Raw genomic sequence first — 21,138 nt, forward strand, 5'->3', positions numbered from 1 at the left:
GCATAACGCGAAAAACTTTATATCTAAGCTGATATATAACAAATTCTTCTGGCAATTCTTCGTTGCAATTTTCATGCTTGCAATGGCTATTTTCTTTATCAGAGAAGAGCATATAGAAGTCATTAAGATCCACGAACAGCTCAGCAACAGCAATCCACTATATATTACCCTGGGCATCGCGCTCACGATTATCTACATCCTGGCTCAGGCACAGATGTATGTACACAGCTTTAAAGCCCTCAACAAAAAGGTCTCCATAAAAACCGCCGTCATCCTGTTCTTAAAGCGAAACCTGGTCAGTATATTTTTACCTGCGGGTGGTTTTTCTTCCCTTGTCTTTTTTACCAAAGACCTGGAAAAAGGTGGTATTTCAAAATCCCAGATCCATTTAGCCTCCACTGTATTTGGCTTCTGCAGCATTCTTTCTGTGGTTTTAGTGGGCGTTCCTGTTCTTGGAGTTGCCCTTTTATTTACCAAACTCGGGCTCGCAGAACTATTGAGTTTTGTTTTCCTGCTGCTGCTCACTGGTGCACTTATCCTGCTGATCTACTCGATTGCTAAAAAAGGTATTGCTTACCGGTGGCTATCCAAAGTAAGGCCATCACTCACCACCATCCTCGACGATATGATTGACCAAAAGGTTAGCCGCAAACAATTCTGGCTCACCTTACTGGTTTCCATTGGCATAGAGATCATTGGTATTGTCCATCTCTATATCTCCATGCTTGCCCTGGGTCTTAACGCCAGCTGGCCGGCTGCGATTATAGGCTATATGGTCATGGTTATTTTGCTCATTGCCTCGCCTTTTTTAAGAGGATTAGGAACCATTGAAGTATCTCTGACCTTTATACTGCAGCAATTTGGATTCCCAATTGTAGCTGCTGCGACCATTACCCTTTTGTTCCGTTTCTTTGAGTTCTGGCTGCCTTTAATTGCCGGGATCATCAGCTTTATCACAAAGAAAGACAACCTCATCCTGCGTGTGTTACCCGCGGTGATCATTCTTGTATTGGGTATAGTAAACATCATTTCTTCTATTACCCCAGCCATTCCCGCACGTTTACGGCTGGTCAAGAATATACTTCCCGAAGACGTGATTGTAACCAGTAATGCACTGGTTCTCGTCTTTGGACTTGCCCTGGTCATGCTCAGTATTTTCCTGCTGCAAGGCTCCAGAAGAGCCTGGTATATTGCCCTGTCCATTACCGCCTTTTCTTTCTTCGGTCATTTGATCAAAGCAGCAGATTTTGAAGAGGCCATACTGGCCTTTGTTGCCGGTTCTTCTTTATGGTATACCCGCAGTAATTACAAGCTCCGGCCCCACCCTAACTTCATCTCTTTCAACTATTTTGTTCTCATTTATGCCGTTGTAGCGGTATTGGCCTATGGTGTACTGGGCTTCTATTTCATAGACAAGAAACATTTCGGGATAGATTTTAAGTTTATTGAAGCGGTAAAAGCAGTGCTTAAACTACTCTTCCTGGTAGACGACAAAGCATTAGTACCGCGTACCCATTTCGGAGAACATTTTGAAGATTCCATTTATTTTGCCGGTGCCTGCCTGATCCTGTTCTTCGTTTTCAGCATTCTGAAACCTTACTTTTCCAAACCGTATAACAGCGATGCGGATTTTGACCAGGCCAACGAACTCCTTAAGAAACACGGATGTTCTGCCCTGGATTATTTCAAAACCTATCCGGATAAATACCTCTTCTTCAACGAAGAAAAAACTGCTTTTATCAGTTTTAAAATTACACAGCATTTTGCCATTGTACTGGAAGATCCCGTAGCTCAGAACGAGGAAGGCAAACTGGAAATGGTTCATAAGTTCGAGATTTTCTGTAAGGAGAATGGCTTTATCAGTGCTTATTACCGGGTACCGGAAAAATCGCTGGGCTTTTACCATAAGCTAGGCAGAAAGTCTATTCCGATTGGGGAAGAAGCCATCCTGAATTTAACAACGTTTACTATGGATGGTGGCAAAATGAAAACCACCAGAAGTGCTGTAAACCGTCTTACCTCCGAAGGTTTTCAGTTGAAAGTATATGAAGCGCCGATTAAAGAAGGTCTGCTCCAAAAACTGGAAAAAGTATCTGACAACTGGATGGAAGAACTCAACCAGAAAGAAGTGGCCTTTACTCAAGGCGTATTTGATGCCAGTATCCTGAAGGAACAAACCATCCTGACCATCGAAGACCAGGAAGAAAAGGTGTATGCCTTCTTAAATCTGATTCCGGATTATGCACCGGGTGAAGCAACTTATGACCTGATCCGGAAAATCAGCGATGCACCAAATGGAGTACTGGACATGTTACTGGCAAAAACCTTCCTCTATTTAAAGGAGCAGGGCTATACCTCTGCAAACATGGGGCTTGCCCCACTTTCGGGAATGGAAGATGTCAACGTGACACAGAAAACCATTAAATACGCCTACGAAAACCTCAAGGTCTTTGGACAATTTAAAGGATTAAGAAAATATAAAGAAAAATTCTTCCCTTCCTGGGAAAAGAAATACCTGATCTATAGCCACAATTACCACCTGCTCCAGGTGCCAAGGGCATTAAAGAAAGTATCAGAGGGAGACCAGTAAAGCGGGGTTTAAAAACCCTGCACAATGAATTTTGCAAGTTGGTTCACGTCGTCATCGTAACGGTGTGAACCTGGCACCAGAATCTTATGGATTTTTTCTATAGGTTTAATGGCTTCGTAAAAGTCACTTCCTTCTTGTTTTCCAAAGATACAATAGACAGGTACGGGGCTTTTCTTTAGTTCAGGAAGCACCTTATACTTATCTTTATCTGTACCTCCAAAGCCCAGCATATTAGATATTTTGGTAACAAAACCAGTAGAAAAGCCCGGAGAAAGCAGGACCAATGATCTTAATTTCTGGTTAGCAGATGCAGAAAAATTAGAAGGCAAGAAGGCACCAACATCTGCCCCGAAAGAATAACCGACAACAACAAACGAAGATTTATTCCAGGTCTGGAGATAATGCTCAATAATACCTTCCATATCCCCCCCAAACTGCGCAGGACTTTTCTGGTCCCAGAAGTATTTCCTGGTGTCCAGAGCCAGTATGGCATAACCAGCTTCCGACAATTCCTGGGTCAAGTTTTGAGAAAATTTATTCCAGCCCCCATCACCACTCAGGTATACGACTAATATCTTATTATCATTTTTTTGAATGGTATGCAACGGAAAGGAAGACAGGCTTACTCTTTTTTGTGCTTTAACGCTGCAAACAAAAAAAGTCAACAGCAAAAGGGAATATATTCTGGATCTCATACAGAGGCTCTGGTTAAATTTTTCCCAAAGATATTAAACTCAGCTGACGGCCAAGGAATCTTTTTGGTCTGAGAGATGCCACAATTTTAGCATAAGCACTTTCATCGTACCGGTGGGCACCAGGTACAATAGTGAGTTTAAAATTAGACATTTTGAGTTCACTAAGGGGTTTAACCTCTTCTGCTTTGCCATAGAAGCAATATACAGGAACATCTATTTTCTCTACTTCGGGTGCTACCTTATAGAGCCTGTTGTCTCCGGCAATGTTCAGCAGATCAGAAGTATGTACTTTAAAGTCAGAAGAAGAAAAGGGGCTCAGCAATTGTACGGCAACAATTTTATCCCGGATCCTTTCAGGCAGGCCGTTGTAAATAAAAGGCACAACATCTGCCCCAAAAGAAAAACCGCATAAAAAGATCCGGTTGGTCTTATAAAGTGCATTGTATTTATCAATCAGTAAAAAGACATCATCAGCCGTTTCCTGTGGAGTTTTCTGCGACCAGAAATAACTACGGGAATTAAATCCGATCACATAGAAGCCCTTCTTGGTATATTCTGTAGCCAGCCGATCCTCAAATTCAAGCCAGCCCCCATCTCCTGAAAACAGGAATAAGATTCTCTTGGAAAAAATGTTGGCCGTTGGGTACACGATAACCGGCAGATTATAGTCATTTTGCTCAATACCATGATGATTGGTCATACGGTTACGGACCAGCAAACCGCAGCCGGAAAAGGTAAGAGCAATAAAGAGTCCTGTCAGCAGCAACCAGAGCTTCATTTTATCCATTTCATATCAACGCTCGCATGCAAAAAACACACCAACCGCTTAAAAGTATCCAATTATTTTACATTCATCTGTAATTCCTTGTAACAAAAAGAAAACACAAAGGCAAAATCCTCAAAATAAGCTCAGCTGTGCAGGTTTTGGAGGCTGCGCATAACCAGATACTGTTCTGCCCCCATATTTCCAGGAGTCCCTGCGCTCCTTGTCAATAAGGGCATCAAAATTCTGGTTTGGGGTAAAATCTTTCTCTGCCGCCCTGGAAAGCTCCCCAAGCTTACGGATGGCATCCAGCTTATCCGATTGTCCTATCTTAGCTTTCTGAACCGCTTTACTCAACACACTGATGGTTTCATCAAAAACCTTTACCGGAACCGGGAAAGGATGACCATCCTTTCCGCCATGGGCAAAAGAAAAACGGGCAGGATCGTCAAAACGGGAAGGTGTACCATAAATCACTTCACTTACCAAGGCCATAGACTGCAGGGTTCTGGGGCCCATTCCCTCCAGAAGCAATAATTCTTCAAAATCTGCCGGCTTTTTTTCATGACTCAACCAAAGCATAGCCCCAAGTCTTTTCAAATCCACATCTTCTGCCCTGACTTCGTGATGTCCGGGCAGGATCAGATGCCGGATTTCCTTCAGCATACGTTCAGGATGCTCTGCAGACATGGACATCATTGAAGCCCTGGAAGGCTGTGCTCCGGCCGCCACCATATTCAGAATCTGGCCCTGGTTTACCCCGCAAATTCCCGTATGCGGTTCATCTACAAAAGACTTTACAGCCGAAGAATGCCAGTGATACCGTCTGGCGGTACTGCTTTCATTACTCATTCCTTGCTGGACTACCGTCCACAAACCCTCTGTATTGACCACAAAGCTGTGCAGGTACAATTGAAAACCATCTTGTACGGCAGTATTGTCAACCTTGGCACTGAGCTTGCTGCAACGAACAAGTTCTGCGCCGTCCAGGCCTGTACGGTCGCAGTAATGGAGCAGTTCCTGTGGCGTTTGCCTCGAATATCTTCCTTTTCCGCCACAAATATAAAGTCCAAGCTCCTTTGCATAGGGGTTCACGGCTCTTTTTAAGGCCCCCATTACCGAAGTGGTGATACCGGAAGAATGCCAGTCCATCCCCATCACGGCTCCAAAGCTTTGAAACCAGAAAGGATCGCTCAATCTACGCAAAACTTCTGCAGTACCGTACTCTGTAATAATAGCTTCTGTAATGGCAAAGCCCAGCCTCCCCATACGCTCCGCCAGCCATAAAGGCACAAAACCACCATGCAGGGGTAAATCTGCTGTTCCCGATCTCTTCATTACTAACAAAATTAGCAATAAATATCTGAAATAACTATCCGAATTTGAACTGATCAATACGTACCCAATGCATACCTGCTGCTTTTGCAGCCTCCACCCCCGGAACACCATCTTCAAAAACCAGGCATTTATCTGGTGCCACATCCAGTAATTCTGCAGCCTTCAGAAAGGGATCAGGATAAGGTTTCCCCCTTTCTGTGTCGCCAGAACAGACCAGGACTTCAACCAGATCGCTCAAACCCAGGATTTCCAAAGTCCGGGAAATGGTCACCTTGTCTCCGCCAGACACCACACCAATTCTTACACGCCCGGCATTAGCCTTCAGATGCGCTACAACGTAATCAATAGGTTTTATATGATCAAGGTAACGCGTGTTATAAATTTGCGCCTTACGAGCCTTAAAATCCTCCGGCACCAAGGAAGACTGGTAACGGCGGTTGATCTCTTCCACCACCTGCATGATAGGCCACCCAGCGAGCTCATCAATAATTCCCGGGTCGAAAACCACACCCTGTTCTGCAGCTACCTCTACATATGATTTAGTATGCATTGGCATATTATCCGTTAGTGTACCATCACAATCGTATAAGAAAGCCTGGTAATCACCTTGTGTAAGGTTAGAGAGTTTTTCAAAATTGGATTGCCCCATAAGTAAAATATAGATTAATGTTCAATTAAACCTGGCTTCTTTTTCTGAAACACGTAGATCAGGTAAAAAAGTGCCGGAAGAATAAATAGACTGCCGATCAATAAAGCATAAGCCAGAGAATCAATCGTTTTGGCCTGCCCCTGGTGTGCCAGCAAAGACAGTTCTTCTCCATGCTTTAGCAATACGATATTTGGAAAGTGCGTATAAGTAGCCGCAAACAGGATCATCGTAACCTGGAAACCCGCCAGCAGGCGAAGTACTGCAGGCTTGTCCTTTTCAATTGTGAACCACATAATGATCAGCGAAATACTGGCCGTAGTAATGGCAATGATACCCAGTGGATGACCGAAAATCCATTCCCCCAAAGGAATATGCTCCGCATAAGCAGCAATAAAAACCAGCGCACCCGCGAACATCACGACAAATACACATCTTTTCGCCTTCCTGATGAACAACGCTCGGTCGGCCTCATTATCGGTTTGCCCGATAATAAAGATAGCCGCCAGGTAACCGCAAATACTCACTGTGAACAAACCCACCGCAACAGAAAACCAGCTCAGCCAGCTCCAAACATACGCAGAAAGGAAATCACCAGCCTGCAGATCAATTTGCCCGGATACAGAACTTGCAGCAATGATACCCAGGAAAAATGGCGTGACCAGACTGGAGTAAATAAAAATAGAGGTGTAAACCTTCTGCATGTTGTCTTTTACCGCATCGTAATTCCGGAATACAAAAGCTGTTCCCCTGGCAATAATCCCCAAAAGCATACAGACTAACGGGATATGTAAATAAACCGAAACCGTGGTGTAGATTTTGGGAAAACCGACAAACAAGATGACAATGGCAATGATCAGCCACATGTGGTTGGCTTCCCATATCGGGCCTATCGCCTCGTACATCGTCTTTCTAGCCCTCGCCCGGTTGGGTTTGGAGGTAAACAGTTCAATAATCCCTGCACCAAAATCTGCTCCCCCGAGCAATACATACAAGAGGATCGCTGTCCATAAAAAAGCAATAACTACATATACCATAACTTAATCATTTTGATGCTGAGCCCCTGAATCGTACAATTTACCAACCATCCTGATCTGACGATACAGCAAAAAAGTAACGATCACAGACAATGAAATATAAACTGCTGTAAACAGATAAAAGGAATACCGGATGCCCGGCATAGGTGTTACGGCATCTGCTGTACGCATCACCCCGTTAATGATCCAGGGTTGCCTGCCAACTTCAGTAACCGTCCATCCAGCCTCAAGCGCCAGAAAGCCCAGAGGTGTAGCCACCACAAACAATTTAAGTAACCATTTTTGGTCCAGCCACTGTTTTTTCTTCCACAAGGCTATAAAATACAATATCGCTAAACCAAGCATAGCCATTCCCAACCCAACCATGATCTGAAAGGCATAATGCGTTACCGCAACAGGCGGCTGATCCTGAGGAGGGATCTTATCTAATCCCGTTACTTCCGCATTAAAATCCCCGTGCGCCATAAAACTCAGCAATCCTGGTATTTTTATAGCATATTTGACTTCTTTAGCCGCCGTATCTGGAATCCCACCAATAATTAATGGCGCAGCCTTTTCCGTATGAAAATGAGCTTCCATTGCTGCAAGCTTAGCAGGCTGCCTTCCCGCTACATCTTTTGCAGAAATATCTCCACTGATGGGCTGCAGGCAAGCTGCAACTGTAGCAAACACCGCCGCAATTTTAAAAGCCTTGCTATGAAAAAGCACATTACTGCCTCTCAAAATCATTAAAGCATGTACACCCGCTACTGCAAAACCTGTAGAAACAAAAGCTGCAATACACATATGCAGAGACTGGGAAAACCAAGCCTCATTAAACATCGCTTTTATAGGATCAATATTTAAATATTCTCCGTTGATATAATCAAAACCAGAAGGGCTGTTCATCCAGGAATTAGCAGCGACCACCAGTATTCCTGAAACCAATCCGCTAACCCCTACCACCACACCGGTTGCCCAATGAAACCAGCGATTTACCTTATTCCAGCCATATAAGTAAAAACCCAAAGCAATCGCTTCAATAAAAAAGGCTGTTCCTTCCAGCGAAAATGGCATCCCAAAAATAGGCCCTGCATGTTCCATAAACTTCGGCCATAAAAGGCCCAGTTCAAAAGACAGAACCGTACCCGAAACCGCCCCTGTAGCAAAAAAGATAGCAACTCCCTTACTCCAGGCCTGTGTCACATCCCGGTAAACTGCCTTTTTGGTTTTAAGCCAGATAAAATGGGCTACTGTCATAAAAAAAGGCATAACCATTCCAATACAGGCAAAAACAATGTGAAAGCCTAGAGAAAAGGCCATCTGGAGGCGAGCTGCTAAAAAATCATCCATAGGAACAGGAATTAAATAGGTGGTGCCACAACCATGGCATACCGGCAAAATTAAGGGTTATTACCAAGGCACAAAGGAAGTCGAAGAAATAATTGCTGTTTAATTGTAATTTTATTCCCTGAGGCTTCAGGGGCGATACATTTGCCAAAAACAATTTGTTCTTTTCTTTGTAATACCTGCATGTTTCAGCTGCACCAAGTTTATACGCTTTTTTTACTGGCCATTCCCGTAGCCTGTGTGGCCTGGACCGTTACACACGAAGAAATCTTCCGAGAACCCCGTGAATACTGCATCCAATGCTCCAAAGAAAAAAAGACCCTGCTGGCCAGAAAGTTCTTTTATGTGTTCACCTGTGAATATTGTTTCAGTCATTACGTCACGGTCCTGATGTTGGCGATGACTGGCTTTCACCTCTACCTGGACGACTGGAGAGGTTATGTAATTGCAGGCTTCTCCATGGTCTGGATGGCCAATATTTATATGAACTTGTACAATATGATCCGTATAGACCTCAAAAAAGAAAAAACGCTGATCAAAAAAGAAGAACAGGCCATGAAAGAAGAGGAAACCGAAAATTAATACGGTACAATTTTTGCAATAATCAGTCCTAAAAAGTATCATTTTGTACAAAAAGAGTAAACTCGTATTTATAGATGACCTGCAGCAACACGACCCAAAAGATGGGGGTGCTGCCTATTTTACAGCAAAAGCGCTGATCATTGCAGAAGATAACGGCCAATACCATGGCAGTGTAGAAACCTTACGCATCAGTGATCTGATCTTAAAACAATCCAGTTTTATTTATGATGGTGTTCATTCCCGGGAGGCACATAAGCTTTATACCTGGCCACGTAACCTGGGAGATATGGCGGCCTGGGCGGCCAGCAAAAAAACTTTCCTGGAACAGCATGTGATGCATTTCCCTATCCAGATCCATTCTGTGCAGGAGCAGCACCACCTTAACTGGGAATTTATCACACCTGAACAATTCAAAAAGACACCCCAGAACATTCAAGCTTCAGCTGCCTTTCAACATTATCTGGACCATATTGCTGAATATTTTTTCCTGCGCAAGGAACGTAATGATCCGGTTTAAAATATTTTTTTTAGCTCTGATATAATAAATAGAAAAAACAACCGTCTATATATCTGAGAGCGTTAATTTAAACGGGGGTGTTTCGGACGGAACATCCCCGTTTTCCTTTTAAAAGAAACTTTTATTTAAATCCTGCTCAAAACCAGGCGGCTGTAGCCAAAGGCACATAAGATCAGCAATCCGGCCATTGTTGCCCACAATACATTATATCCCATTTTTTCGGCTAGGAAAAACCCGGAAGTTGGCCCGATCACCTGAGCAAAAGAAGAACTCAGCGTATATCCTGCAGCATATTGTCCGCGGTTAAATTCATTACTCCGGTGAATCACAAAAGTATTGATAAACGGCAATGCCAGCATTTCTCCCAAGGTAAAAAATACCATAGAAATCATGGCTAGAGTTACAGGAAGGGATTTAGGGATCATAAACAAAGCAAAGGCAGCACTGGTCAGCAACACACCTGCCACAATATAATAAATCGGTGACCGCTTATTTTCAATTTTACTAATCATTACCATCTCTACCAGAGCAATAATAATCCCGTTGGAACCCAGGATCACACCAATCAGCGCCTCGTTCATATGCCAGACTTCTTTAAAGAATAAAGGCACTACCCTGAACATCAGAAAGAAGCAGGTAAAAAAAAGTGTGGTCAACAAGATAAACTTCACAAACAAGGCGTCTTCCCAGGGCTTACGCACCACTACATCCTTGATTTTCTCCTGAACGGCCTTTCTATAACCTTTTACCACGGGTAGAAAAGCAAAAATAGCCACACCAGATAAAATACTCACTGCGCCATCTACAATAAATAGCAACTGATAGTTAAAAGAAGCAATAATTCCTCCTAAACTACTCCCAACAGCCCAGCCCAGGTTGGTGGCCAGCCTGTTCAGGGAATAAGACCGTGTTTCCTTTCCCGGACTGGCATAAGAAGCTATCGCTGCAAAGTTGGCAGGCCTGAAAGCATCGGAAAAAAAACTAATTACCAGGGTTAAAAAACACAGGGTTTCAAAATGTCTGATGGTAGAAAAAAAGACAAAAAAAGCCCCGCCTATAATGGTACTGAAAATCTGAACTGCCCGGAAGCCGAACATATCCGTAAATTTTCCACCTGCTGTAGCGCCCAGAATAGATCCCACACCAAAGATCGTAATGATTAGCCCGGCATCAGAAGTAGGCCGGTGCAGGTACTGGGTCACATACAAACTCATAAAGGGCACCGCCATATAGCTACTGCGATTAATCAGCATCACAATACTCAGCAGCCAGGTCTCCCTGCTCAAGCCGGTAAAAGACTCCTTATAAGAAGAAATAACCTGCCGGATCATTAAAAAGTTGCAGAAGCTGCACCTAATAAAGTCGCTTTTTCGTTTAAAGCAGATTTTCTGACCGGGAAACTATACCCCATCATTTCCGCCAAGTTCCTTCGGGTATCATCCAAAAAGTATTGTTCGGCATTAGCAATATTTCCCCCAATTACAGAGGCCAAAGGCATTTTCTTACGGATAAACTTATATAAGAAACTCGCCAGATTTTGGCTAAACTCAGTAAAAATCTCTTTAAACTCAGGCTTCCCTGCATGCAAATCTACCAGTTCCCTTACATCTTTAATCACTACCCCGCTCAATTCAAAATAACGTTTGATAAACCAGCGGGTGGAGATATAATCCTCAGCAATTCCCTTGTTAAAAGGCATTTTCCAGAAATCAGCATCCTTAGCCTGTCCATTCACATAATGTGCAGTGCCCAGCCCGGTACCCAAAGTAATACCAATCGCATGGTCATAACCATTCATACTCCCGCTAAAAACTTCTCCCTGCAGAAAGCAGGCTGCATCGTTCATAAAGTTAATCGCCGAGGAACTAATTTCCAGCTTTGCAGCCAGCATATCTTTGATGTTTTTACCATATAAGGACCGGTATTTGTCCTGGTTCTTGATCAGGCTTACTCCTTTTTTATACGCAAAAGGACCTGGCATTGCAATATGGAGATTAGTATAGGAACCGGAATATGCATCTGCTACTTTATGTATACTTTTTGACCAGGCCTCAATAACTTCTTCCGTTGGTGCCTGACCATTAATGCGGTCCCTCACCCACGTACCTTCTATGATCTGTTTCTGGTCAAGGTCTATAAGTGCAGCAGTAATATGAGATCCTCCTATATCAATACCCATTACAATTCTTTCCATATTCAACTATTTAAAATCAGATTGCAATTATACATGAAAAAGTAAATAAATCTCAATCTGAACCTCTAAACTTTTATTAAACAGGAAATATTTTAAACCAATTAGGCTTTCAGTACTTCGTCAACCATCCCAAAATCCCTGGCCTCTTCTGCAGTCATCCAATAATCCCTGCGCGAGGCCTCATTGATCCGGTCAAAACTTTGCCCGCTGTGCGCCGCCAGGATCTGATAAAGATCTGTCTGCACCTTCAGGACTTGTTTAATGCTAATGTCCATATCCTCCGCTGTACCCTGGGCACCCCCTGAAGTTTGATGGATCATAACCCTGGCATGCTTTAGTGCAGATCTTTTTCCTGCAGCACCTGCACAAAGCAATACAGAACCCATAGACAAGGCGATCCCCGTACAAATAGTAGCTACATCAGGCGAAATATACTGCATAGTGTCATAAATCCCGAAACCAGCATACACCGACCCGCCTGGCGAATTGATATATAGCTGTATGTCTCTTTTTGGATCCGCAGACTGCAAGAAAAGCAATTGTGCCTGGATCACATTAGCAATCCTTTCGTCCACAGCTTCCCCCAGAAAAATGATCCGGTCCATCATCAAGCGGGAAAACACATCCATCTGGGCCACATTCAACTGCCTTTCCTCCATAATATAGGGTGTCATCGCCACCGGATAATGCGCAATATGGCTATTGGTTCTTGAAATAAAATGGTCCACATAAGCACCATTTAAACGACGGTGTTTCACCGCATATTTTCTGAATTCATTCGTGTTCATAATATAAAAATTTAGTTATAGTAATTCCATGGCCCTTTAAAACAAGACCTCAGGTTAAATGACAGGATTTAAACGGATTGAACTTACCTGCTAAAAAAGCGCCGGATCCTCCTGGCGAAGGAAGTGTATTCAGGCGCTGTAAACAATTGCTGCTGTACCTGTTCGATCTCTTTCCTCAGTTGCTGCCTTCCATATGCACTAACCAATTCACAGGTTTTTTGCTGCCAGTAAACCTCATTCTTTAGTTCCGGTTCCAGGATAAGTCTCGCTTCAAAAAGCAAACGTTCCTGGCCAGACAATCTCGACAAAAGGTAGTCTTCTGTGAGCCTCAATTCATTCCATGATGTCTTCATAACTCAGAGATTTTTCCTTTACTGTATGTTTAACTTTTTCCAGGCATTTAAACTTCTGAACTGTAGCCGACCGCGGCCCTGAAAAACCATATCTTTTCGCCAGGTCTTCCATCGGAAGTTTTTCGTAATAAAAAGCACTCAGCAATTCCATGCATTTCCGGCCTGCTGTATGTAATAACCTCAGCAATCTGGAGGCCGATACCTCCTGATAATCCGCTTCTGGCTCAACATTCGTTAGATCAGTCGCATCCAAAGAGGTATCCCGGGATTTCTCTTTAAAACGCTTATTCCACAAATGTTTAGAAATACCCAGTAAATAGGCTCTGGCATTCTGTCTTGGTGCGGCATCAGCTACAATGACTTGTTCATAATAAATCACCAATGCATCCTGAAAAATATCTTTAGCTTCTTCAAAAGAACCACCCATCCTGCTCATGTAACGGGCCGCCAATGGAAACGCCTGCTTATACAATTCCATCAAGAACATTTCGCGGTTCTGCCTCTGGTCTTTATTCTGATTTTCTTGAATTGCTGTATGTGCCATCTTGCTTTAATTTTCAGTAAACTGAATTGCCTTTTTATATTAAGTGCAAATTACGATACAAGTATCACCCAAATTAAACATCTTTTTTATCCCCCCATATCACCAGCCTCAAAATACGAGTCAACATCTTTATCTGAAGAGCGCAATTCCGACACTTCTTCAATCAGCGACCGCATCAATTCTTCAGCTTTCCGGTGTTTCAAAGAAACCGCATTTTGCCCCGACCAGAAATTGACCAGATCTGTCTTGCCCTGCCTGAAAACCTCTGGCTTCAGCGCAGCCAGCAACCTCGTTTGCAACGGAAAAGGAAGCACATCTGTACTAAAAGGAATTTCTTGGGAGACACGGTTCCGCAACATCCTGCCCATTCTTCCGGTCAATGACTTAGACAAAACCGTATATTTTGTAGCATCAGTAAACAACAGTTCCCGGTGAACAGCCGTCGCATTAGATTCTTCGCAGGCTAAAAACGCAGTGCCCAGCTGGACCGCATCTGCACCCAATGTCAGCGCAGCAGCGATGCCTTTCCCATCCACAATTCCTCCCGCAGCAATGACCGGCGTTCTAACTTTAGCTTTCAACTGCTGAACCAGCGCAAAGGTACCTGTCAGCGAATCCTGAGCAGGCTGTAAAAAAGACGGACGATGACCCCCTGCCTCAAAACCTGCCGCAACAATAGCATCGACCCCGGCAGACTCCAACAGTATGCCCTCATCCAGGGTCGTCGCCCCCCCTACAGTTTTAATTCCCAGGCGCCGGCATTCCTTCAATATCTCCGGAGAAGGAATCCCGAATATAAAACTGAATACAGCTGGACGAATCTGAAAAAGCGCTTCTACCTGTTTTTCAAACTTTGAAGGGATATCGGCCGGCAATTCAGGAAGAGGAATTCCCAGCTCATCAAAATAGGGTTTAAAAAGACCTTTAACCCTCTCAATTTCTGCAACCGGATAGCTCTTTAACTGCTCATCCACATCAGAAACCCACAAATTCACATTATAAGGTTTCTTCGTCTTTAACCTGATTTCATCAGCTGCCCGAAGCATTTCTTCGGGAGATAAAGTATAAGCTCCAAAACTGCCTAAACCACCGGCATTGGACACTGTCGCAAGTAAATCAGCAGTAGAAAAACCACCGCCCATTGGTCCTAACAGGATTGGATATTGAATCCCTAACAATTTAGTAATTTTAGTCTGGTACCACATCATTACTCTTTTTTTGAGAATACAGAACTATATTTTTTTAACTTTTGATGCAAGTAACCTCTTCTTTTACTGGCCTCAGACAGAGAGGTCTCTTCAGAAAAGTACTCACCAAATATCTTAGGAACAGCAATTCGCTGTGCACTGTAAATTCCTGAATGGCCACTAAAGAAATAAGCCGTAAAACAAGCCACCGCAAATAACAACGCATACTGTCCGCCAAACAATTCTATCCCCATAAAAGTACAGGCAACTGGGGTGTTGGTAGACCCAGCAAACACTGCAATAAAACCCAAAGCGGCAAAAAGGCTTACTGGCGCATCGAGTAAAACCGCAAGTGTATTCCCTAAAGTAGCACCAATATAAAAGAGAGGGGTCACTTCTCCACCTTTAAATCCCGTACCCAGGGTTACAGCGGTATAAATGGTTTTCCATAGCCAACTCCAGGTGTCTGCTCCCCCCGCATGAAACGCTGAAGGAATAGTTACTGCACCTGCATATTCCGGATCCACACCTAAGCTTAAATAATCTGGTTTCCCAATCAAAAAGGTAAGGCCAATAATCAACAGACCGCCAAACACAGGGATCATCCAGTTCTTTTTAAACAGCTTCAGGCAAATTGACTTCACTTCCTGTACCATACCCGCAAACAGAAAACTGGCCAGTCCAAAAGCAGCAGAAGAAAGGATCACTTTGGCCAACAGCACGATGTCCATATGAAAATAATCGGAGAGGAAATAGACCGTTTGGGGCACTGCATCAATATGATAATGAACATGAGAAACATGCCAGGCAGAAACAGTCAGATCGCCAACCACTGCAGCAATTAATGCAGGCAATAAAGAATCGTATTTGATGCGTCCTATCGTTAAAACCTCCATCGCAAAAATAGCCCCTGCAAGTGGTGTTCCAAACACCGCGCCGAAACCAGCTGCAACACCTGCGGTGAGGATCATACGCATATCGATCCCTTCCAATTTAAACCAGCCCCCAAACATCGCAGCAATACTTCCGCCTATTTGTACAGCCGTTCCCTCCCTACCAGCAGAACCACCAAAAAGATGGGTAATAACCGTTGTTACAAGGATAACCGGGGCCATTTGTTTAGGCACCCCTCCTCCCTCTATATGGATTTGTTCCATAATCAGGTTGTTGCCTTTCTCAGATGATTTCCCCACAGACTGATAAATGAAATAGATCAGCAGGCCAGCCAGCGGAAGTAAGAATAAGAGCCAGGGATGATGAAACCGGAAATGAATGGCTTCTGTGAGCAGCCACAGAAAAAATGCGACAACGCTGCCAATGGCTATAGCTGTGGGCACTATAAACAGTGTCCATCTAACCAGATATCTTAAAATTGAAGTGTGTTCTTTTAGTGTTATTTTGCTCGTATTGATCATGATCTTACCTACAATATTTTTCTCCTCAAACAAATCATTTGCTTGATCTAATTTTGTAGGAGTCATCAGCCGCGGCGGTTATTTTAAATGGAAGACACCATTTCCATTTCATTACTATGCAAACTTAATCATAAAGTTCAAAAAACAAAAGCTGTTTTTATAGAATTAATTCTGCGGAAGATGATGAATCTGCCATTTGCCTGTTTTGAAAAAAATTGACATCTGTTTCAAGACTACTGATCTTAGGCCCGCTGAAAAAGCGGACAAAGATCAAAGGTCTCTCCACAGAGCCAGATTTTTTTCCGTATTGCGCCTAGCTGTATTTCACGTCTCTCTGCATCTTAATATAACCATATCTAAAAACTATGCCCGGACACCCTCCCTCTGCAATTGCTAAGGGATATTCTCGTATGCTGCGGAAAGACCTCAGAGATCTGCGGGCTCTTCAGCCCGCCTGATATCGTTAGTCTTGAAGCAGATGTACAGAATATTCCAAAAAATTCACCTCCCCCAAACTTAATTTAAAACGTGGAACAATAATTGCAACCCCTCTACGTACTAGTATTAAATAAACACAAATGAAAACGATACATTCTTTAAAATTCAAAGCAGCGCTCCTACTTTGCCTTAGCTTTTTCTTCTCCTATGCCGCATCAGCCCAGGAAAAAGAAGAACAAAAGATAGAAAAGGCAACTACTGTACTTTCCGATTTTGCAAAAATGAAAGAATCCATTCCTTCAGATCTGATCGCCGTTACACAAGGTATCATTATTGTACCTAAAATGATCAACGCAGGATTTGTAGTTGGAGGAAAACGAGGCAAAGGAATTGCCATGGTAAAAAAAGCAGATGGCAGCTGGAGCAACCCGGTTTTCATTACCCTGACCGGTGGAAGCATTGGTGCACAAATCGGTTTCCAAGCGGTTGATCTGGTCTTGATCTTTAAACACAGCAACAGCCTTACAGACATCAACAAAAGCAGTTTCACCCTTGGGGGAGACCTCTCCATCGCAGCAGGCCCGGTAGGCAGAAATACCACAGCAAATACAGACTATAAACTGGATGCAGAAGTATACTCCTATTCCCGCAGTAAGGGCCTTTTTGCAGGAATTTCCCTGAACGGTGCCTCATTGGATATTGACGCAAAGGCAAATAAAGCCTTCTACGGAAAAGCACTATCTTCTCACACTATTTTTAAAGCAGCAAACAGCGATGCTGAAGTGGTTAAAGAATTGAAATCGACTTTATCCGCCATGAAATAAAATTTGTTAACTAAAAAGGGGCGTCCGGAAAATTCCAGACGCCCCTTTTTAGTTAACAAAACCTACAATTTCACATAGGCTTCAAAGTTTGCCAGACATGGATAAGGCGTACCTTCCAGTAAAGTTATCTTCACATAGCGAATGGCAGACCCCGGAGCAACCGCGTATCTCTGCTCTGCAGTTGTACCAGGATTAAAGCCCCTGTCATCGCCCAGCTGGATAAAGTTAATCCCATCGGTACTACCAGATATGGAGAATTTCGTAAAACCCTGTTTTGGATCTGTATGCGCATTTAATCCGATATAAGTAAGCGCATAAGCCTTCTTCATATCAATTATAGCCCAGTGTGGGTAAGGATGAAGTTCATCGTAATCCACTTGCCAGAAAGAAGGTACATCAGGCGCAGTAGGACTTTTTACAGAAATCGGATCTACAAGGAAAGCAGCAAGATTGGTTTCATCACCAGGGAAATTCACTTCACTCGATGCTGTAGCCGTCCAGCCCGTCTTATCCAGGGCAATATCTGTAATGGGTACCCTCTCCTGTAAACCCGTCACATTAAACTCAGCCAGAAAAGTTACACTTCCCGTTTGCGTGGCCGCTTTCTCCAATGCAGTCAGTTTCAGATAGCGGATATTTCTGGCCGGCGAGATAGGAAAGCTTTGTTCTGCTGTTACCGCAGGATCGAAAGTAAATTCACCATAACTGGTGAATGTAGTACCATCCGTACTTCCTTCCAACCTGAACTTGGTAAAGCCTTTCGCACTGTTCTGCCTAGCCGTTAAAAGAACTTTGGTAATCACAATGTTCTTTTTCATATCAATCAGCAGCCAATGCGGATAAGCCGTTTGGCCACCTGTATAATTAGAATGCCAGATGGTATTGATATCCCCATCCAGTACCGCGGTTGCCAGTCCGGTGTTTTCTCCCGTTAATTGTTCACTCGAAGCGGTGATGGTCCATTTAGACCGGTCAAGACGGGTTTCTTCCATATTAGAAGTCAACTCTGCACTTTTATCTTTCTTACAGGCACTTATAGTCATCATTCCTGCAAACAACAGGACGATATAAAATTTTATATGTTTCATCTGATTTGCATTAGTTAAGTGGTAAAGTACTTAGGTTTACTGTAGGCTGCTGACCTGTAGGCGTTCTGCTCAAACTGGTATTGTCAGCCACAAAGTCATTGAAGAAGGCCCCGTTCTGTAAAAAGAACTGCCCATTTTCAACACCTCCTTTAAAATCCATACGCTGTTCAGTAGCACCAGTTGGGTCCGTTGTAAATTTAGCGGTACTGATCTCGGTCCAAACACCCGAAGTATTCCGTACCCACATGTTGTTATACAGCGCTTTCCTTCCCATATAACCGTTTTCCACAGCAAAATTCTCCAGAAATGAATTAATTCCACCTACATAAGTTGAAGTGGATGGACGCTTGAATGTCGCCATAAATTTCCACGCATTTAATTCAGGAGCAAAAAACCAGGAAGAATACAACGTATTTCCATTTCCATCTGGCTTAATCTGCGTTAAAAATTTATAAGTATTTCCGGTAATCCATTTATAGACCATATAAGACTGCCCCCCGGTTCCCTCACCACCAAAATTACCATCAGTTACACCCGCACCCTTACTGGTCAACACCGTCTTATCTCCATTATCGGCGTCCCAAACAGAAAACAACATCCAGCGTTCTGTAGCAGATTTAACCTGCATACCAAAATAACCACCGTTAAAACCGTTAGACATATAATAAGATCCGATATTATCCTGCCCCTGAGGAACAGTAACTTCATTATATAACCACTCTATATTTCCTGCAGGAGCGGTATAATTCAAATGCACAGAAGGCCCCCGGCGCGACCAGTAAAACTGATTATCTGTACTTACACTCGCATATTTCAATCCAGAGGTTGTTGCAGATCCACCAATCATAATATTGGAAACCTCTGCAAAAGTACTTCCTTCTTTACTAAGCCCCTGAAGATCTACTTTTACATAGCCCGCAGCAGCCACATCAATAGAGGCCACCGGATAAACAGTAGCCGTTGCTCCCTTCAATGTAATATTAAAAGATTTTCCGTCAACAGATACTTTAATGGTAGAAGATCCTGTAACCACCGAAGCCTGGATCGCCAGGTTCAGTTTACCAGGCTGACCCAATTTAAAATAGGTACTGATCACACTTCCCGCATTGTTCCATTTGTACAAGCCACCTGCAACAATCTGCTCTGTACCGCCGTTTACAGGCTGAGTAATGAAAGCATTTCCCTCAAGCGGTACAGCAGTGCCGGTTTCTAAGACTACCGGCCATTCTTTATACGTATTCTCTGCGGTTTGCTGAGGCCCCTTCTTACAGGCATTTAAACAAAATGCGCTGCTGATCAGGAGCAATAAATATATTTTTCTCATAATTGATTTCTTAAATAGGTGATTAAGGATTCTGGGTCAGGTTCTTGTTGTTGTCAATCTCATATTGTGGAACAAAAAAGATCACCCGGGCATCCGTTGGCTGGATCGTTTGGGTAATAATCGTATTCGGCGTATTGTTTAAAGCATGGGTACCCGGATAATTCCTAACCATAGGTCTGTTATTTCTGAAAAGGTCATAAGCGCGCTGCCCTTCAAAAGCAAATTCCAGACGGCGCTCTTCCAATACCACATCTAAAGCCGATTTTCCAGCCCCTGCAATTCCGGCCAAAGTCAAAGCAGGGATACCTGCGCGGGTACGAATCATATTCACATCGTCTAAAGCCGCCTGCGCATTACCCAGTTTAGCATTGGCCTCGGCCCGGTTCAGGTACATTTCTGCAAAACGCAGGTATACAGGAGAACTTAAATTCACAACCCCTTCCTGAAGACTGTATTTAGTGACATAATACATCGGAGCCGCAGGCGATAATTTAGGATTATACTGCAATACGCCATTTATCTTATAAGGTGCAATAAAGCTGTGCCTAAGATCAGCTGGGTTTTTATCCAGCTCTGCAACATACTGCTGAGAAGCATAGATCTCGCCATAACCTGTACTTCCCTGAGAACCCGGTGTGCTTAAACTCCCTGGCGTTCCGCTGTAATACATTGATCCTATGGCCCCAAAGCCCTGGTCTTCCGTTTTCATATAACGAATCGCAAAAATGGTTTCTGCATTAGATTCAGGTGCCACCGTAAAATAGTTCTGATAATCACTGCCCTGCAGCAATTTATACCTGCCAGATGCAATCACGAGATTAGCATATTTTATCGAATTGGCATTATCTCCCATGTTCAGATAAACCCTGGACAACAACGCATAAGCCACTTCTTTAGAAGCAAAAATATCCGATTTACTTTCTGTCATTAAATCTGCCGCCTTCAGGAGATCTGACAGAACAGCATCATAAACCTCTTTCACACTCTTCCTTGCAGGCGTGTCATCCGTAACACCTTCTTTTAAAACAGGCACACCTGGATTTGCCCCATTTCCCTGTACGTAAGGACGTCCAAATACCCGTACTAAGTTAAACTCCATCATTGCCCTTAAAAAAAGGTTCTCTCCTTTAAGCTGACGTAAATCTGCTGCTGAACCGTCGGAAATTGCAGCAATGATCTTATTGGCTGCTACCGTAACAAAATAAGCTTGTTTCCAGAAATTAGCCCCATGTGTTCCGGTAGGGATGTGTGTATAACGGTAACACCGCGAAAGGTCGTCTGAAGAAGGTTGTCCCTGAGCCACATTATCACCCTGGTATTCCGTCAGAAAATGTGCGCTCCTTATATAAGTGGCATCCCTTAATACTGCGTATGTTCCAATTGTTGCAGTTTCTATATCTCCCGCATTGGTCAATGCAGACTGATCATCGATAGCCGTAGAAGGCTTTACTTCCTTTTTACAGGCATTCATGGATACAACCACAGC

20 protein-coding genes and 1 riboswitch are annotated in these 21,138 nt (G+C 43.4%); of the genes, 4 read left to right on the top strand and 16 right to left on the bottom strand.

Annotation, left to right across the window (positions count from 1 at the left end):
- Window positions 1-2,590: phosphatidylglycerol lysyltransferase domain-containing protein (locus DBR11_RS07255; RefSeq protein WP_108551068.1), on the top strand; the 2,590-nt coding region annotated here is incomplete at its 5' end.
- Between the two features lie 8 nt (window positions 2,591-2,598).
- On the opposite strand, the gene DBR11_RS07260 is transcribed toward DBR11_RS07255, so the two are convergent.
- The 6 genes from DBR11_RS07260 to DBR11_RS07285 form a co-directional block, all read right to left on the bottom strand.
- The gene (locus tag DBR11_RS07260) at window positions 2,599-3,285 is read right to left on the bottom strand and encodes an alpha/beta fold hydrolase (RefSeq protein WP_108551070.1); all 687 of its coding nucleotides are present in this window, start codon (window positions 3,283-3,285) and stop codon (window positions 2,599-2,601) included.
- 13 nt (window positions 3,286-3,298) lie between these two features.
- Window positions 3,299-4,063, bottom strand: coding sequence for an AcvB/VirJ family lysyl-phosphatidylglycerol hydrolase (locus DBR11_RS07265; RefSeq protein WP_158275237.1), 765 nt, complete (start codon window positions 4,061-4,063; stop codon window positions 3,299-3,301).
- A 120-nt stretch (window positions 4,064-4,183) separates the two neighbouring features.
- On the bottom strand, window positions 4,184-5,386 hold the full coding sequence (locus DBR11_RS07270; RefSeq protein ID WP_108551074.1) for a DUF763 domain-containing protein: 1,203 nt from the start codon (window positions 5,384-5,386) through the stop codon (window positions 4,184-4,186).
- Between the two features lie 34 nt (window positions 5,387-5,420).
- Entirely contained in the window at window positions 5,421-6,035 is a 615-nt protein-coding gene (locus DBR11_RS07275) for an HAD family phosphatase (protein WP_108551076.1), read from the bottom strand.
- Window positions 6,036-6,049: 14 nt separating this feature from the next.
- A complete protein-coding gene (locus DBR11_RS07280; protein WP_108551078.1) occupies window positions 6,050-7,069 on the bottom strand; it encodes a cytochrome d ubiquinol oxidase subunit II in 1,020 nt (339 codons plus the stop codon).
- Between the two features lie 3 nt (window positions 7,070-7,072).
- The gene (locus DBR11_RS07285) at window positions 7,073-8,401 is read right to left on the bottom strand and encodes a cytochrome ubiquinol oxidase subunit I (protein ID WP_108551080.1); all 1,329 of its coding nucleotides are present in this window, start codon (window positions 8,399-8,401) and stop codon (window positions 7,073-7,075) included.
- 180 nt (window positions 8,402-8,581) lie between these two features.
- On the opposite strand from DBR11_RS07285, the gene DBR11_RS07290 reads away from it, so the two are divergent.
- Together DBR11_RS07290 and DBR11_RS07295 are read left to right on the top strand one after the other, a co-directional pair.
- Entirely contained in the window at window positions 8,582-8,980 is a 399-nt protein-coding gene (locus tag DBR11_RS07290) for a hypothetical protein (protein WP_108551082.1), read from the top strand.
- Between the two features lie 43 nt (window positions 8,981-9,023).
- The gene (locus tag DBR11_RS07295; protein WP_108551084.1) at window positions 9,024-9,497 is read left to right on the top strand and encodes a hypothetical protein; all 474 of its coding nucleotides are present in this window, start codon (window positions 9,024-9,026) and stop codon (window positions 9,495-9,497) included.
- A 125-nt stretch (window positions 9,498-9,622) separates the two neighbouring features.
- Here DBR11_RS07295 and DBR11_RS07300 read toward each other — a convergent pair whose 3' ends face one another.
- From DBR11_RS07300 to DBR11_RS07330, 7 genes are all read right to left on the bottom strand, one after another.
- Window positions 9,623-10,828, bottom strand: coding sequence for an MFS transporter (locus DBR11_RS07300; RefSeq protein WP_108551086.1), 1,206 nt, complete (start codon window positions 10,826-10,828; stop codon window positions 9,623-9,625).
- Complete coding sequence (locus tag DBR11_RS07305; RefSeq protein WP_108551088.1) at window positions 10,828-11,691, bottom strand: ROK family protein; 864 nt, start codon at window positions 11,689-11,691, stop codon at window positions 10,828-10,830. Before DBR11_RS07305 ends, DBR11_RS07300 begins: the two co-directional genes overlap by 1 nt.
- A 101-nt stretch (window positions 11,692-11,792) precedes the next feature.
- Complete coding sequence (locus tag DBR11_RS07310) at window positions 11,793-12,479, bottom strand: ATP-dependent Clp protease proteolytic subunit (RefSeq protein ID WP_108551091.1); 687 nt, start codon at window positions 12,477-12,479, stop codon at window positions 11,793-11,795.
- Window positions 12,480-12,562: 83 nt separating this feature from the next.
- Entirely contained in the window at window positions 12,563-12,832 is a 270-nt protein-coding gene (locus DBR11_RS07315) for a hypothetical protein (protein WP_146186484.1), read from the bottom strand.
- Window positions 12,813-13,376 carry an RNA polymerase sigma factor gene (locus DBR11_RS07320; RefSeq protein ID WP_108551095.1) on the bottom strand — a complete coding sequence of 188 codons (564 nt, stop codon included), beginning with the start codon at window positions 13,374-13,376 and terminating at the stop codon, window positions 12,813-12,815. The genes DBR11_RS07315 and DBR11_RS07320 overlap by 20 nt, the downstream gene beginning before the upstream one ends.
- A gap of 86 nt (window positions 13,377-13,462) precedes the next feature.
- Window positions 13,463-14,584: a nitronate monooxygenase family protein gene (locus DBR11_RS07325; RefSeq protein WP_108551097.1), complete on the bottom strand. Its 1,122-nt coding sequence runs from the start codon at window positions 14,582-14,584 to the stop codon at window positions 13,463-13,465.
- Window positions 14,584-16,044, bottom strand: coding sequence for a voltage-gated chloride channel family protein (locus DBR11_RS07330; protein ID WP_369974423.1), 1,461 nt, complete (start codon window positions 16,042-16,044; stop codon window positions 14,584-14,586). The genes DBR11_RS07325 and DBR11_RS07330 overlap by 1 nt, the downstream gene beginning before the upstream one ends.
- A riboswitch (Fluoride riboswitch) is annotated at window positions 16,028-16,092 on the bottom strand. It overlaps the preceding gene by 17 nt.
- A 464-nt stretch (window positions 16,093-16,556) precedes the next feature.
- Between DBR11_RS07330 and DBR11_RS07335 the strand changes: the two genes are divergently transcribed.
- The gene (locus DBR11_RS07335; RefSeq protein WP_108551099.1) at window positions 16,557-17,240 is read left to right on the top strand and encodes a lipid-binding SYLF domain-containing protein; all 684 of its coding nucleotides are present in this window, start codon (window positions 16,557-16,559) and stop codon (window positions 17,238-17,240) included.
- 62 nt (window positions 17,241-17,302) lie between these two features.
- Here the strand turns inward: DBR11_RS07335 and DBR11_RS07340 are convergent, their stop codons facing one another.
- The 3 genes from DBR11_RS07340 to DBR11_RS07350 form a co-directional block, all read right to left on the bottom strand.
- Window positions 17,303-18,328: a discoidin domain-containing protein gene (locus DBR11_RS07340; protein WP_108551101.1), complete on the bottom strand. Its 1,026-nt coding sequence runs from the start codon at window positions 18,326-18,328 to the stop codon at window positions 17,303-17,305.
- A 10-nt stretch (window positions 18,329-18,338) separates the two neighbouring features.
- Window positions 18,339-19,652: a DUF5077 domain-containing protein gene (locus tag DBR11_RS07345; RefSeq protein WP_108551104.1), complete on the bottom strand. Its 1,314-nt coding sequence runs from the start codon at window positions 19,650-19,652 to the stop codon at window positions 18,339-18,341.
- Between the two features lie 22 nt (window positions 19,653-19,674).
- Window positions 19,675-21,138, bottom strand: a 1,464-nt coding sequence (locus tag DBR11_RS07350; protein ID WP_146186485.1) for a RagB/SusD family nutrient uptake outer membrane protein, incomplete at its 5' end; no start/stop codon positions are given.

This window comes from Pedobacter sp. HMWF019 (genome assembly GCF_003061025.1).
Taxonomy (GTDB): domain Bacteria; phylum Bacteroidota; class Bacteroidia; order Sphingobacteriales; family Sphingobacteriaceae; genus Pedobacter.